Origin of the sequence: Cellulomonas sp. A375-1 (genome assembly GCF_001040865.1) — a bacterium.
GTDB lineage: Bacteria > Actinomycetota > Actinomycetes > Actinomycetales > Cellulomonadaceae > Cellulomonas > Cellulomonas gelida.
The window spans coordinates 1-12,435 of record NZ_LFKW01000143.1 but is presented as its reverse complement, the minus strand read 5'-3'; the positions used below and the strand labels follow the sequence as shown (position 1 = coordinate 12,435).

Annotated in this window: 11 protein-coding genes; 5 read left to right on the top strand and 6 right to left on the bottom strand. The window is 73.1% G+C overall.

Annotation, left to right across the window (positions count from 1 at the left end; genetic code table 11):
* Together CWIS_RS19600 and glgX are read right to left on the bottom strand one after the other, a co-directional pair.
* The coding region (locus CWIS_RS19600; protein ID WP_048344225.1) for an alpha-amylase family glycosyl hydrolase at window positions 1-639 on the bottom strand (639 nt) is incomplete at its 3' end.
* Window positions 636-2,939, bottom strand: coding sequence for a glycogen debranching protein GlgX (gene glgX / locus CWIS_RS15360; protein ID WP_048344209.1), 2,304 nt, complete (start codon window positions 2,937-2,939; stop codon window positions 636-638). The genes CWIS_RS19600 and glgX, both read right to left, overlap by 4 nt.
* A 155-nt stretch (window positions 2,940-3,094) precedes the next feature.
* Here glgX and CWIS_RS15355 point away from each other — a divergent pair, with 155 nt between their 5' ends.
* Window positions 3,095-4,348, top strand: coding sequence for an NAD(P)/FAD-dependent oxidoreductase (locus CWIS_RS15355; protein WP_048344208.1), 1,254 nt, complete (start codon window positions 3,095-3,097; stop codon window positions 4,346-4,348).
* Between the two features lie 11 nt (window positions 4,349-4,359).
* On the opposite strand, the gene CWIS_RS15350 is transcribed toward CWIS_RS15355, so the two are convergent.
* Complete coding sequence (locus CWIS_RS15350) at window positions 4,360-5,457, bottom strand: glutamate--cysteine ligase (RefSeq protein WP_048344222.1); 1,098 nt, start codon at window positions 5,455-5,457, stop codon at window positions 4,360-4,362.
* 141 nt (window positions 5,458-5,598) lie between these two features.
* Between CWIS_RS15350 and CWIS_RS15345 the strand changes: the two genes are divergently transcribed.
* Complete coding sequence (locus tag CWIS_RS15345) at window positions 5,599-6,066, top strand: hypothetical protein (RefSeq protein WP_048344207.1); 468 nt, start codon at window positions 5,599-5,601, stop codon at window positions 6,064-6,066.
* 30 nt (window positions 6,067-6,096) lie between these two features.
* On the opposite strand, the gene CWIS_RS15340 is transcribed toward CWIS_RS15345, so the two are convergent.
* Genes CWIS_RS15340 through CWIS_RS15330 form a run of 3 tightly spaced genes read right to left on the bottom strand, consistent with a single transcriptional unit; the run spans window position 6,097 to window position 8,863 of the window.
* Window positions 6,097-6,966, bottom strand: a complete 870-nt coding sequence (locus tag CWIS_RS15340; protein ID WP_048344206.1) for an ABC transporter ATP-binding protein — start codon at window positions 6,964-6,966, stop codon at window positions 6,097-6,099.
* Window positions 6,963-7,820, bottom strand: a complete 858-nt coding sequence (locus tag CWIS_RS15335; RefSeq protein ID WP_082156521.1) for an ABC transporter ATP-binding protein — start codon at window positions 7,818-7,820, stop codon at window positions 6,963-6,965. Before CWIS_RS15335 ends, CWIS_RS15340 begins: the two co-directional genes overlap by 4 nt.
* Window positions 7,817-8,863 carry an ABC transporter permease gene (locus CWIS_RS15330; protein ID WP_048344205.1) on the bottom strand — a complete coding sequence of 349 codons (1,047 nt, stop codon included), beginning with the start codon at window positions 8,861-8,863 and terminating at the stop codon, window positions 7,817-7,819. Before CWIS_RS15330 ends, CWIS_RS15335 begins: the two co-directional genes overlap by 4 nt.
* Window positions 8,864-8,926: 63 nt before the next feature.
* Between CWIS_RS15330 and CWIS_RS15325 the strand changes: the two genes are divergently transcribed.
* The 3 genes from CWIS_RS15325 to CWIS_RS15315 all read left to right on the top strand — a co-directional run bounded on the left by CWIS_RS15325 (window position 8,927) and on the right by CWIS_RS15315 (window position 12,267).
* Window positions 8,927-9,562, top strand: a complete 636-nt coding sequence (locus CWIS_RS15325) for a TetR family transcriptional regulator (RefSeq protein WP_231583935.1) — start codon at window positions 8,927-8,929, stop codon at window positions 9,560-9,562.
* Between the two features lie 252 nt (window positions 9,563-9,814).
* Window positions 9,815-11,539, top strand: coding sequence for a glycosyltransferase (locus tag CWIS_RS15320; protein ID WP_048344204.1), 1,725 nt, complete (start codon window positions 9,815-9,817; stop codon window positions 11,537-11,539).
* A complete protein-coding gene (locus CWIS_RS15315; RefSeq protein ID WP_048344203.1) occupies window positions 11,536-12,267 on the top strand; it encodes an HlyD family efflux transporter periplasmic adaptor subunit in 732 nt (243 codons plus the stop codon). The genes CWIS_RS15320 and CWIS_RS15315 overlap by 4 nt, the downstream gene beginning before the upstream one ends.
* Window positions 12,268-12,435: the final 168 nt, after the last annotated feature.

Below are 12,435 nucleotides of genomic sequence, written 5' to 3'. Positions count from 1 at the left end.
GAGCGGGAGCCGGTAGTGCTGACGCTCGAGGAGCTCGACGAGCGGCAGGTGCTCGGTGCCCTCGCGGACCGGGAAGACGTGGTCGTGGTAACGCAGCACCACGCGCGCGCCGTGGCCCGGGACCTCCTCCTCGCCGAGCACGAGCTCGCCGCGAGCGACGACCGCGCCGATCCGGTCGCCCAGCACGGGCATGAGCACCGCGCCGTCGCCCGCCGACCAGTCGACGTCGAACCACGCGGCGTAGGGCGAGTCGGGCCCGTCCTCGAGCACCGACCACAGCGCGGAGTTGTGCCACACGGGCGTCGGGACGGCCATGTGGTTCGGGACGATGTCGAGCACGAGGCCGAGGCCTGCCTCGTGCGCGACCGACGCGAGCCGGCGCAGCCCGGGCAGACCGCCGAGCACGGGTGAGACCTCGTCGTGCGCGACGACGTCGTAGCCGTGCGTGGAGCCCGGGGCCGCGGTCAGGACGGGGGAGAGGTACACGTGCGTGACGCCGAGCGACGCGAGGTACGGCACGCGCCGCGCGACGTCGTCGAACGTGAGGTCGGCGCCGAGCTGGACGCGGTAGGTGGAGACGGGCACCGGACGGCCCGCCGCCGGCAGGCGACGCGACGGCGTCTGACGGACCTCCGTCACGCGTCGGCACCGGTCGACGGCTGCGACGTCCCGCTCGCCGCCGCGGCGCCGTCGGCCGACGGTGCGGAACGGCCCGAGCTGGCGGGGCGCTTGCTCGCGCGGCGCTTCGTGCCCCGCGCGGGGACCACCTTCGCGGCCTCGCGCGCCGCGGCCGCCACAGCGCCCGAGCCCGACGTCGCCGGGATCTGCTGGAGCGGCGGACGCGTCAGCACGACCATCGAGTGGCGTGCGAGCGCGAGCTCCTCGCCGGGAGCGGCGGTGTCACCCGGGTCCACCTGGGAGTCGGTGTCGAGCACCGCGGTCCACACCTCGCCGTAGTCGCTGTCCGGGATGGTGAACGACGTCGGGTCGGGCTGGCCGTTGAACAGGATGAGGAACGAGTCGTCGACGATCTCCTCGCCGCGCAGGTCCGGCTCGGCGATCGCGTCGCCGTTGAGGAACACCATGACGGAGCGCGCCATCGAGTTGTTCCACTCGTCGTCCGACATGTGCGTGCCGGACGGCGCGAGCCACTCGATGTCGTGCAGGTCCGACTCGCCGCCGTGCTCGGGCGCACCCGCGAAGAACCGGCGGCGACGGAACACCGGGTGCTCACGGCGCAGCCGGACGACGCGTCGGGCGAACTCGAGCAGCGCCGTGCGCTCGTCGTCGAGATCCCAGTCCACCCACGACAGCTCGTTGTCCTGGCAGTACACGTTGTTGTTGCCCTGCTGCGTGCGTCCCAGCTCGTCTCCGTGCGCCAGCATCGGGATGCCCTGCGAGAGCAGCAGGGTCGCGAGGAAGTTGCGCTGCTGACGGCCGCGCAGGGCGTTGATCGCGGAGTCGTCCGTCGGGCCCTCCACGCCGCAGTTCCACGAGCGGTTCCAGCCCTCGCCGTCGCGGTTGTCCTCGCCGTTCGCCTCGTTGTGCTTCTCGTTGTAGGACACGAGGTCGCGCAGCGTGAAGCCGTCGTGCGCCGTGATGAAGTTGACGCTCGCGATCGGCAGCCGCCCGGTGTGCTCGTACAGGTCCGACGAGCCCGACAGCCGGCTCGCGAACTCGCCGAGCGTCGAGGGCTCGCCGCGCCAGAAGTCGCGCACGGTGTCGCGGTACTGGCCGTTCCACTCGGACCACAGCGGTGGGAACCCGCCCACCTGGTACCCGCCGTCGCCCACGTCCCACGGCTCGGCGATCAGCTTGACCTGCGAGACGACCGGGTCCTGGTGGACGAGGTCGAAGAACGCCGAGAGCCGGTCGACCTCGTGGAACTGACGGGCCAGCGTCGCCGCGAGGTCGAACCGGAAGCCGTCGACGTGCATCTCGGTGACCCAGTAGCGCAGCGAGTCCATGATCAGCTGCAGCACGTGCGGCGAGCGCATGAGCAGCGAGTTGCCCGTGCCGGTCGTGTCGAAGTAGTGCTCCTTCTCGTCGTCGACGAGCCGGTAGTAGTTCGCGTTGTCGATGCCGCGGAAGCTCAGCGTCGGGCCCAGGTGGTTGCCCTCAGCGGTGTGGTTGTAGACGACGTCGAGGATCACCTCGATGTCCGCCGCGTGCAGCTCCTTGACCATCGCCTTGAACTCCTGGACCTGCTGCCCGGGCTGGCGGAAGGCCGAGTACGCGTTGTGCGGCGCGAAGAAGCCGATCGTGTTGTAGCCCCAGTAGTTCGACAGCCCCTTCTCCTGCAGCGACGGGTCGTCGACGAACTGGTGCACGGGCATGAGCTCGACCGCGGTCACGCCGAGCTGCTTGAGGTGGTCGATCACCGCGGGGTGCGCCATGCCGGCATACGTCCCCCGCAGCTCCTCCGGCACCGCGGGGTGGCGCTGCGTGAGGCCGCGCACGTGCGCCTCGTAGACCACCGACTCGTGGTACTCGTGCTCCGGCGGGCGGTCGTAGCCCCAGTCGAAGTAGGGGTTGATGACCACCGAGATCATCGTGTGCGCGGCGGAGTCGTCCTCGTTGCGCTGCTCGTGGTCGTCGAACCGGTAGGAGTACAGCGACGCGTCGCCGTCGACCTGGCCGTGGATCGCCTTGGCGTACGGGTCGAGCAGGAGCTTGGACGGGTCGCAGCGGTGCCCGTTCTCCGGGTCGTACGGCCCGTGCACGCGGTAGCCGTAGAGCTGGCCGGGCTGGACCGCGGGCAGGTAGCAGTGCCAGACGAACGCGTCGACCTCGACGAGCTCGATGCGTCGCTCGCTCCCGTCGGGTTCGAGCAGGCACAGCTCGACGCGTTCGGCCACCTCGGAGAACAGCGCGAAGTTCGTGCCGGTCCCGTCGTAGGTGGCGCCGAGGGGGTAGGGGCGTCCGGGCCAGGTGAGCATGCGGACCAATGTGCCAGCGACCGGCCAGGTCGGCAGCCCATGGGGCGCTGGAGTTCGTCACACGCTCGCCCGCGGCGCGCCACGACGGTGCTGTTGCCCTCGGGCTCCGGACCTGCTCGGCTGGGGCTCCGAGCGGCACCAGACAGGAGACGGCGATGTCAGGACGAGTGGTGGTCGTGGGCGGCGGGCTGGCCGGCGCGAAGACGGTCGAGGCGCTGCGCGAGCGGGGATTCGACGGCTCGGTCGTGCTGCTCGGCGCGGAGCGGGAGCGCCCCTACGAGCGCCCGCCGCTGTCGAAGGGGTACCTCACCGGGTCCGACGAGCGTGAGCAGGCGTTCGTGCACGCGCCCGAGTGGTACGCGGCGCACGACGTGGACCTGCGTCTCGCCGTCACGGTGACCGCGATCGACCGCGGCTCGCGCGAGGTCGTCGACTCCGACGGGACGCGAACCGGCTACGACCACCTGGTCCTCGCGACCGGGTCGGAGCCGCGCCGCCTCGACGTGCCCGGCGGCGACCTCGACGGCGTCGTGACGCTGCGCACCCTGGCGGACAGCGACCGGTTGCGCGAGCAGCTCGCGCGCGTGGCGGGGTCGGGCGGGCGCGTCGTCGTGGTCGGCGGCGGCTGGATCGGGCTCGAGGTCGCGGCGGCGGCGCGCACCGCGGGGTGCGACGTGACCGTGCTGGTGCGCGACCCGGCGCCGCTGCTGGCCGTGCTGGGGGAGCGCCTCGCGCACGCGTTCGCTGACCTGCACCGCGAGCACGGCGTCGACCTGCGCACGCTCGTGGACGTGCGCGCGCTGCTGCCCGCACAGCCCGGCGGCACCGCGGTCGGCGCGGTCGAGCTCGCCGACGGCACGCGGCTCGACGCCGCGCTCGTCGTCGTCGGGATCGGTGCCACCCCGCGGTCGGGCCTGGCGCGCGACGCGGGTCTCGCGGTGGGCGCCGACGGCGGGATCGAGGTCGACAGCGGGCTGCGCTCGTCGGACCCGCACGTGCTCGCGGTGGGTGACCTCGCGGCCGTGGACCACCCGTTCCTCGGCGAGCGCGTCCGCGTCGAGCACTGGGACGCGGCCCTGCACCACGGTGCCACCGCCGCAGCGACGATCCTGGGCGTCGACGAGCCCTACGACCGCCTGCCGTACTTCTTCACCGACCAGTACGACCTCGGCATGGAGTACACGGGGTGGCCGGGCTCCCAGGGGTACGACGAGGTCGTCGTGCGCGGCGACGAGGCGGCGCGCGAGCTCGTCGCGTTCTGGCTGCGGCAGGGGCGCGTCGTCGCCGGCATGAACGTCAACGTGTGGGACGTCGTCGACGACGTGCAGGCGCTGATCCGCTCGCGCGCCGTCGTGCGACCCGAACGCCTCGCCGACCCCGGCGTGCCGCTGGCCGATCTCGCCCGCTGACGCGGGCCGGGTCAGCCCACGAGCGCGTGCGCGCCGAGCGTGCGCTGGGTCGCACGGCGGACCACGGCCGCGTCGTCGTCCCCGCGGGCGCGCCAGGCCATCTGCTCGATCGCGCCGTTGCCGCGGCGGCGGACCTCGGTGAGCTGGCGCTCGACCGCCTCGAGGTCGCCGTTGTCGACCAGTGCGTCGCGCACGTGGTCGACGAGCTCGTCGACCACGTCGGCCGCGGGCGCCGGTCGCCACGACAGCGGGCTGACCAGCTCGCCGCTGAGGCCCGACCGTGCGGCCCGCCAGGCCGCGGTGCGCAGCACCTCGACACGCGGCGGTGCCGGGTCGACGGGGCGCCGGACCGCGGTGTCCGCGAGCGCACGCACGAGCGCGGCCTGCAGCGCGGCGTCGGCCGCGTCCAGGCACACGTCCGCGACGCGCACCTCGACCGTGGGGTAGCGCTGGGACAGGCGAGCGTCGAAGTAGAGCATCCCGTCGTCCAGGATCGTGCCGCTCGCCAGGAGCGACTCGACGAGCGCGCGGTACCCGGCCGCGTCGCCGAACGGCGCGGTCGGGCCCGCCGTGGGCCAGCGGCCCCACACCTGCGACCGGTAGCTCGCGTAGCCGCTCGCCACGCCCTGCCACGCCGGGCTGTTCGCGGACAGGGCGAGCAGCACCGACGTCCACGGGCGCAGGTGGTCGAGGATCCGCACGCCCTCCTCGTCGTCCGCGATGGACACGTGCACGTGGCAGCCGCACGTCAGCTGCTCGTGCGCGGTCAGACCGAAGCGGGCACGGATCTGACCGGCGCGCTTGTCCGGGATCACCGTCGGGTCGACGGCCTGCGGCGCGGTGCCGAGCGCCGCGATGCGCACGCCCACGGCTTGTGCGAGGTCGTCGACGCGCTCGCGGCCCCGGCGGATCTCGGTGAGCAGCTCGCCCAGGTCGGTGCACGGCTTGGTCGACGTCTCGACCTGCTCGCTCTTGAACTCCTTCTCGACGTCGCCGCCCGGCTCGGCGGTCCGCGGCACCTCGCGCGCCGCGAGCCCGAGCACGGCCGGTGACTGCGCCGCGGGCTCGCCCTCGGGCGTGACCAGCAGGTACTCCTCTTCGACTCCCATGGTGCGCACGCGGCAAGTCTGCGGTGGCCCGCGCCGTCCGGCGACCCGAGCAGCGGCGCAGGCGCCCGCCGACGGGCCGCCGCGGCGTCTGCAAGGACCACAGGGTTCGCCACACGAGACCGGTAGGCGGAAGGAGCCGGTGTGCAGGCGACGACGCGTGCGGTGCTCGGCGGCGCGACCACGGTCGTGGGGGTCGTCGGCGTGCTGGTGGCGGCCCTCACGGCGTGCCAGCAGACCGCGGGCGCGGCCGTCCCACGGTCCTCCGCGACCGGGACGACCACCGCGGCGACCACCCCGGCGACGATCGCGGCGTCCTCGTGCGGCGTCGTCCGGCTCGACCAGGGCGAACGCGTGCCGGAGCCCGCCTGGGCGTGCCTCGACGCGGCGCTGGACGCGGGTCGCGCGGCCTCGCTCGTCGTGACGCAGCCGACCACGGAGGGTGACCCGATCGTCCTCACCTACCGGGTCGGCGGCGACGTGCAGGGCATGGAGGTCGTCACGGACGACCGCGCCGACGAGTTCGCCCCGCCGGACTCACGCGGCCTGCACCGTGAGCTGTGCACGGGCACCGTGCGGGTCGCCGAGCCGCGCGACTGCCGCCCGGCCTGAGCCGACGAGTGGCGGCAGCACGGGCGCCGCTCAGGCGACGCGCACGCGGTCGGTGTCCAGCGCGACCATGACCTCCTCGAGCGTCGCGGCCACGTCCCGGACGCGCGCGTCGAGCCCTGCGTCGCGCAGCACGGCCTCGACCCTTTCGCGGGGGACGGCGGCGACGCGCACCGACCGGCCCGCGAGCATGACCGGGAGCCCCGCGCCGTCGAGGACGGTGAACGCCTCCTGCCAGGACGCGGCGTCGACCGCGACCGCCGTCGTCGACGCGGTGATCTCGGCCTCGGACCCGGTGGCGACCACGCGTCCGCGCGACATCAGGACGAGCCGGTCGCACTGCTGCGCCTCGCTCATGTAGTGCGTCGTCACGAGCACCCCGACACCCGCGTCCGCGCGTGCGTGCACGCGGTCCCAGAGCCGCGCGCGCGCGAGCGGGTCCACGCCGGACGTCGGCTCGTCGAGCACCAGCAGCGCGGGGGAGTGCGCGAGCGCGACGGTGAACGCGAGCCTGCGCTGGCGGCCCAGGCCGATCGCGCCGACGAGCGTGTCGGCGACCGGGACGAGATCCGCGGGCACGGGCGGCGTCGGGTGACCGTACGCGCTCGCGGCGAACGCCAGGTTCTCCCGGACCGTGAGGTCGTCGTAGAGCCCGAGCCCCTGGGCCACGTACCCGACGCGGCGCCGGATCGACCTGCTGGGGGCCTCACCGAGCAGCCGGAGCTCGCCCGCGTCGGTCGCAGTCAGTCCGAGCAGCATGCGGATCAGCGTCGTCTTCCCGGCACCGTTCGCGCCCAGCAGCCCGACGATCTCGCCCGCCTCGACGGACAGCGAGACGTCGTCCACCGCGACCTGGTCGCCGAACCGCCGCGTGACCGCCCCGACCCGCACGAGCTCGGTCATGCCGTCGCCTCGCGCGCGAGCGCCGCGGCGACGACGGCGTCCTCGAGGTCGACCGGCACGGCCTGCCCGACGGGTTCGGCACCGACCGGGAACCAGGCGCGGACCTCCCGCCCGCGGCGCCAGGTCCGCGCCGGGTCGTGCGTCGCGGTCGCGCGGCGCACGTGGCCCGGCGCGCCGCGCACGACGTCGTCGGGCGGCCCTGACAGCAGCGCGTGCCCCTGGTCGAGGACCAGCACGGTGCCGGCGCGCTCGGCCTCGTCCAGGTACGTGGTGGAGAACGCGACGGCCGCACCGGCGGACGCCGCCTGCGCGACGAGCCGCCACAGGTCGACCCTGCTCACCGGGTCGACCCCGGTGCTCGGCTCGTCGAGGACGAGCAGCACCGGGTCGTGCAGCGTCGCGAGGCCGAACGCGAGCTTCTGACGCATGCCTCCCGAGAGCTGCGACGCGAGGCGTCGCCGGGCCTCGCGCAGGCCGGTCGCGTCGAGCAGGCGCTCGCGCCGGCGCTCGAGGTCGCTGCCACGCAGCCGGTGCGCGGCGCCGACGAAGTCGACGTGCTCGTCGACCGTGAGCTCGGCCCACGTCCCGCCGCCCGTCGGCATGAAGCCGATCCGGCGCCGGTCGGGTGCGACGACCGAGCCGTGCTCGACCGGGACGACCCCGGCCAGCGCCCGCAGCAGCGTCGACTTGCCGGCGCCGTCGCCGCCGACGACCGCGGTCACGGCACCCGCGGGGACCGGGAGCGTCACGTCCTCGAGCGCGCGCACGTCGTCGAACCGCACGCTCACGCCGTACGCACCGAAGTCGCGCCGGCGCGGCTCGTCCGTCGTGCCCGCCCTTGCCTCGCTCGTCATGCCGACACCGGCTCGGCGGTGCGCGCGGTGGTGCGCCGGGCGGGCGCCAGGTCGCGCCGGAACCGCAGCACGGCGGCGCTGAACACGAGCACCGCCATGGCCGCGAGCACGACGAGCGCGGGCCACAGAGAGTCCAGCCCCGCGCCGCGCAGCATGATCCCCTGCGAGACCTTGACGAACCAGGTCAGGGGCAGGCAGTACCCGATCCACGAGATCGCGGCGGGCATCGCCTGCAGCGGGAAGATGAAGCCGGACAGCAGGATCTGCGGCATCAGGGTCATGAGCGCGACCTGGATCGCCTGGCCTTGGGTCTGCGACGCGGTCGAGATGAGCACGCCCACGCCGAGCACGACGAACAGGAACGTCGCCGCGGCGAGCGCGAACAGCGCCGGGTTGCCGTTGAACGGCACGCCGAAGATCCACACGCCGAGCAGCGTGACGACGAGCATGTCGAACGACGCGAGCAGGAAGTACGGCGCGATCTTCCCGACGATCACGTCGGCGGGTCGCAGCGGCATGACCGCGAGCTGCTCGAGCGTGCCCGTCTGGCGTTCCCGGACGAGCCCGATGCTCGTGATGATCGTCCCGACGAAGGTGAGGATCAGCCCGACGAGGGCCGGGACCATGACCCAGGACGTCGTGAGGTCGGGGTTGAACAGGACCTCGGTGTGCACCTGGTCGCCCGCACGTCCGAGGGCCGCCGACGCGGTCTGGGCGACGAAGAGGCTGGAGCCGTCGACGTACGCGGTGGGCGGGGACGTCGAGGTGTCGAGGACGACGTCGGCGACGTCGTCGCGCACCAGCCCGCGGGCGTCGTCCGCGGTGGCGCCGGGGTCCGTGCCCTGGACGTCGAACAGCGGGGGCAGCAGCGTGGCGACCTGGTCGGCGTGAGGGCCCACGACCTGCGTCGAGATCGAGTCGATCGTGAAGTTCGCCGCGTAGCCGAACACGACGAGCAGCACGATCGGAAGCGCGAACAGCATCGCCATGGTGCGGTGGTCGCGCCGCAGCTCGCGGAACTCCTTGACGATCATGGCCCGCATGGCGGCCTCCCGGTACGCTCGGCGAGGAATATCCTCACGTGTGGAAATCTAGGGAGGTGGCGCGTGGTGGTCAAGGGGAGCGGCGCGCCGGTCGACGAGCCCGCGGCGCGCCGTGGCAGGCGGCCGGGGGCGAGCACGACGCGGGACGAGATCCTCGCGGCCGCCCGTCGTCAGTTTGCCGAGGTCGGGTTCCGGCGTGCGACCGTGCGGGCGATCGCCGCGGAGGCCGGGGTCGACCCCAAGCTCGTCGGGCACTGGTTCGGCGGCAAGGCCGAGCTGTTCGTCGCGTCGGTGCAGCTGCCGTTCGACCCCCGGGTGCTCGCCATGCGCATCGCCGACGGTGACCGCGCCCACGTCGGCGAGCGGCTCGTCGCGGCTCTGGTGCACGGCGTGCTGGAGGACCCCGTGGCGCGCGGACGCGGGGTCGCCCTGCTGCGCGCGGTCGCGACCGAGCCGCAGCTGGCACCGCTCCTGCGGCGCCTCGTCGTCGCCGAGGTGCTGACCCCCGTGGCGCACGCGATCGGCGCCGACCATGCCGAGGTGCGAGCCTCCCTCGTCGCGAGCCAGATGGTCGGGCTGCTCCTCATGCGGCACGTGGTCGAGCTCGCGCCCTTGACCGAGCGCGGTGCCGACGAGCTCGTCGCGCTCGTCGCTCCCACCGTGCAGCGGTACCTGACCGCGGAGCTGCCGTTCGAGTGAGCGGCGCATCCGCCAGGCGGGCGCCCGAACGGGGCAATCCAGCGGCCCGACGTGCTGCCTGACCTGTGAGTTCGTCGAGTGTGACGTGGGACACAGCGGAACAGGTCTGGACAGATCGCCCGAACCGTCCATTAGCGTCGAGCTGTCACCACGGAGGCTCGCTTCCGTGATCCTGGCGCCACCGCCGCCGTCGCAACGGCACCGGTGGGTCCACCTCCGGTGCCCGTCTCGGGCACGACGGAGGGGGGCCCCATGGCCACGACGTTCGACAGGCTCGTCCTCGAGCCGCGCCGTACCGACGAGCCGCACGCGCGGCCGGCACGGTCGACCGAGAGCCAGGCGGCGCAGAGCCCCTCGCTCATCCTCATGGTGCTGCTCGCGAGCGCCGGCATCGTCATCTACGCGGTCTTCCTGCTCAACCCGGGGAACCGGGGGGACTGGCTGCCGTACTCGATGGTCATCGCCGCGGAGACCGTGCTCGTCGTGCACGCCCTCCTGGCGATGTGGACCGTGCTCTCGGCCGGTCACGACCCACGGTCGTTCGCGTTCCACCACGCGCAGGACCGCATGTACGACGTCGCCGACATCGTGCGGGGCCGTGTCGAGGACCGCCCGCAGGACTGGCAGATGTACCTGGGCAACCGGCCCGTCGAGATCGACGTGTTCATCACGACGTACGGCGAGGACCTCGAGACCATCCGCCGGACCGTGACCGCGGCCCTCGGGATGCAGGGCACGCACCACACCTGGGTGCTCGACGACGGCCGCTCGGACGAGGTCCGCGACCTGGCCGCCGAGCTCGGCGCGCGCTACGTGCGCCGCCTGTCGAGCAACGGGGCCAAGGCGGGCAACATCAACCACGCGCTGTCGATCGCCCACGGCGACCTGTTCGCCGTGCTCGACGCCGACTTCGTGCCGCGGCCGAAGTTCCTGCACGAGACCGTGCCGTTCTTCTCCGACGACCGTGTCGCGTTCGTGCAGACTCCGCAGACGTACGGCAACCTGCACACCGTCATCTCCAAGGGCGCGGGCTACATGCAGGCGGTCTTCTACCGCTTCATCCAGCCCGGTCGGAACCGGTTCAACGCGGCGTTCTGCGTCGGGACGAACGTGGTCTTCCGGCGCGCGGCGATCGACTCGGTCGGCGGCATCTACTCCGACTCGAAGTCGGAGGACGTGTGGACCTCGCTCATGCTGCACGAGAAGGGCTGGCGCACGGTCTACATCCCCGACACGCTCGCGGTCGGGGACACCCCCGAGACCATCGAGGCGTACTCGAAGCAGCAGCTGCGGTGGGCCACGGGCGGCTTCGAGATCATGCTCACGCACAACCCGCTGTCCAAGCGGCACCCGCTGACGCTCGACCAGCGGCTGCAGTACACGGTCACCGCGACGCACTACCTCACGGGCATCGCCCCGCTCCTGCTGCTGCTCGTCCCGCCGCTGCAGATCTACTTCGACCTGACACCCATGAACCTCACGATCACGCCGTTGACGTGGGCGCTGTACTACGCGGGGTTCTACGTCATGCAGATCTTCCTGGCGTTCTACACGCTCGGCTCGTTCCGCTGGCAGGTGCTCCTGCTCGCGTCCGTGTCGTTCCCGATCTACACGCGGGCCCTGGTCAACGCGATCCTGCGCCGTGACCAGGCCTGGCACGTCACGGGCTCCAAGGGCGCGTACCGCTCGCCCTTCGCCTTCATCACTGCTCAGGTGCTCTTCTTCGAGTTCCTCGCCCTGACCACCGCCGTGGGCCTGTGGAAGGACGTCTCGAACGGGTACCCCAGCCTGGCCGTCGCATGGAACGCGACCAACACCCTGATCCTGGGCGGCTTCGTGCTCACGGCCTGGCGCGAGGCACGCGCCGGCCGCCGTGCGGCACGGGCGGCGGCCCGCAGGACCGCCACGCCCGCCGAGAACCGAAGCCTGCGCGAGGACGTCCCCGCCCTCGCGCTCACGACCGGAGGTGCCGCATGACCTGGCGCGTACGACTCAAGCTGTTCGTGGGCACCGTCGTCGTCCTCCTGGTGGCGGCCTACGCCACGTACCACGTGAACGAGCAGCGCAGCATCGCCTCGAGCGGCTCCGCGCAGATCCTCGGGCAGACCTACGTGGTCGGCACCCCGTACGCGGGGCTCGTCGTCGGGCAGCACGTCACGGCCGGCGACGAGGTCGAGCAGGGCGACCCGCTGTTCGTCCTCGACTCCGCGTCGCTCGACCGCGACCTGTCCCTCGGCACGGTGAGCAACGCGGGCCAGGCGACGACCATCGACGCGGACGGCAACCTCGTCGTCCTCGCCACGCAGGACGGCACCGTCACGGAGGTCGGCGCGCGGCAGGGCACGTTCGTCTCGGCCGCCGACCACCTCGCGACCGTGCAGATCGCCGGGTCGCTGTACGTCCAGGCGGAGTACACGCTCTCGGCCAAGGAGTACGCGCGCGTGCCCGACGACGCCCCGGTCTCGATCGAGCTCCCGAACACCGCGACGCTCGCCGGGCACGTCGAGCGCGTGCAGGTGACCACGGTCGGCGGGAAGGCGCTCGCGCTCGTCACCGTGACGTCCGACGAGCTCGTCGACGGCGACCAGAACGGCCTCGTCGGCTCGGGCACGCCCGTGCAGGCACGCCTGTCGCTGCGCAACGACGGGGTGGTGACCACCGTCTCCGACGCCGTGACGTCCTACGTCCACGGGGTCTTCGGGTGACGCGGCGCGCGTGGCTGCTGGCCGCCGCGGTGGTCGTGCTCGCGGCGCTCGCGGGGGTGGCGGTCGCGTACGCCGCTGCCGAGCGGGACGACGGGTCGGGCCCGGGCGCGGCCGCGCCCGTCGCCGGGCCGAAGGACGCGGCCGTGCCCACCCCGGACGTGGCCGCCC

Bases quoted from the DNA above. Each gene is read 5' to 3' on its own strand.
- glgX (WP_048344209.1), bottom strand. From the start codon at position 2,939: ATGCTCACCTGGCCCGGACGCCCCTACCCCCTCGGCGCCACCTACGAC.
- CWIS_RS15355 (WP_048344208.1), top strand. From the start codon at position 3,095: ATGTCAGGACGAGTGGTGGTCGTGGGCGGCGGGCTGGCCGGCGCGAAG.
- CWIS_RS15350 (WP_048344222.1), bottom strand. From the start codon at position 5,457: ATGGGAGTCGAAGAGGAGTACCTGCTGGTCACGCCCGAGGGCGAGCCC.
- CWIS_RS15340 (WP_048344206.1), bottom strand. From the start codon at position 6,966: ATGACCGAGCTCGTGCGGGTCGGGGCGGTCACGCGGCGGTTCGGCGAC.
- CWIS_RS15335 (WP_082156521.1), bottom strand. From the start codon at position 7,820: ATGACGAGCGAGGCAAGGGCGGGCACGACGGACGAGCCGCGCCGGCGC.
- CWIS_RS15330 (WP_048344205.1), bottom strand. From the start codon at position 8,863: ATGCGGGCCATGATCGTCAAGGAGTTCCGCGAGCTGCGGCGCGACCAC.
- CWIS_RS15320 (WP_048344204.1), top strand. From the start codon at position 9,815: ATGGCCACGACGTTCGACAGGCTCGTCCTCGAGCCGCGCCGTACCGAC.
- CWIS_RS15315 (WP_048344203.1), top strand. From the start codon at position 11,536: ATGACCTGGCGCGTACGACTCAAGCTGTTCGTGGGCACCGTCGTCGTC.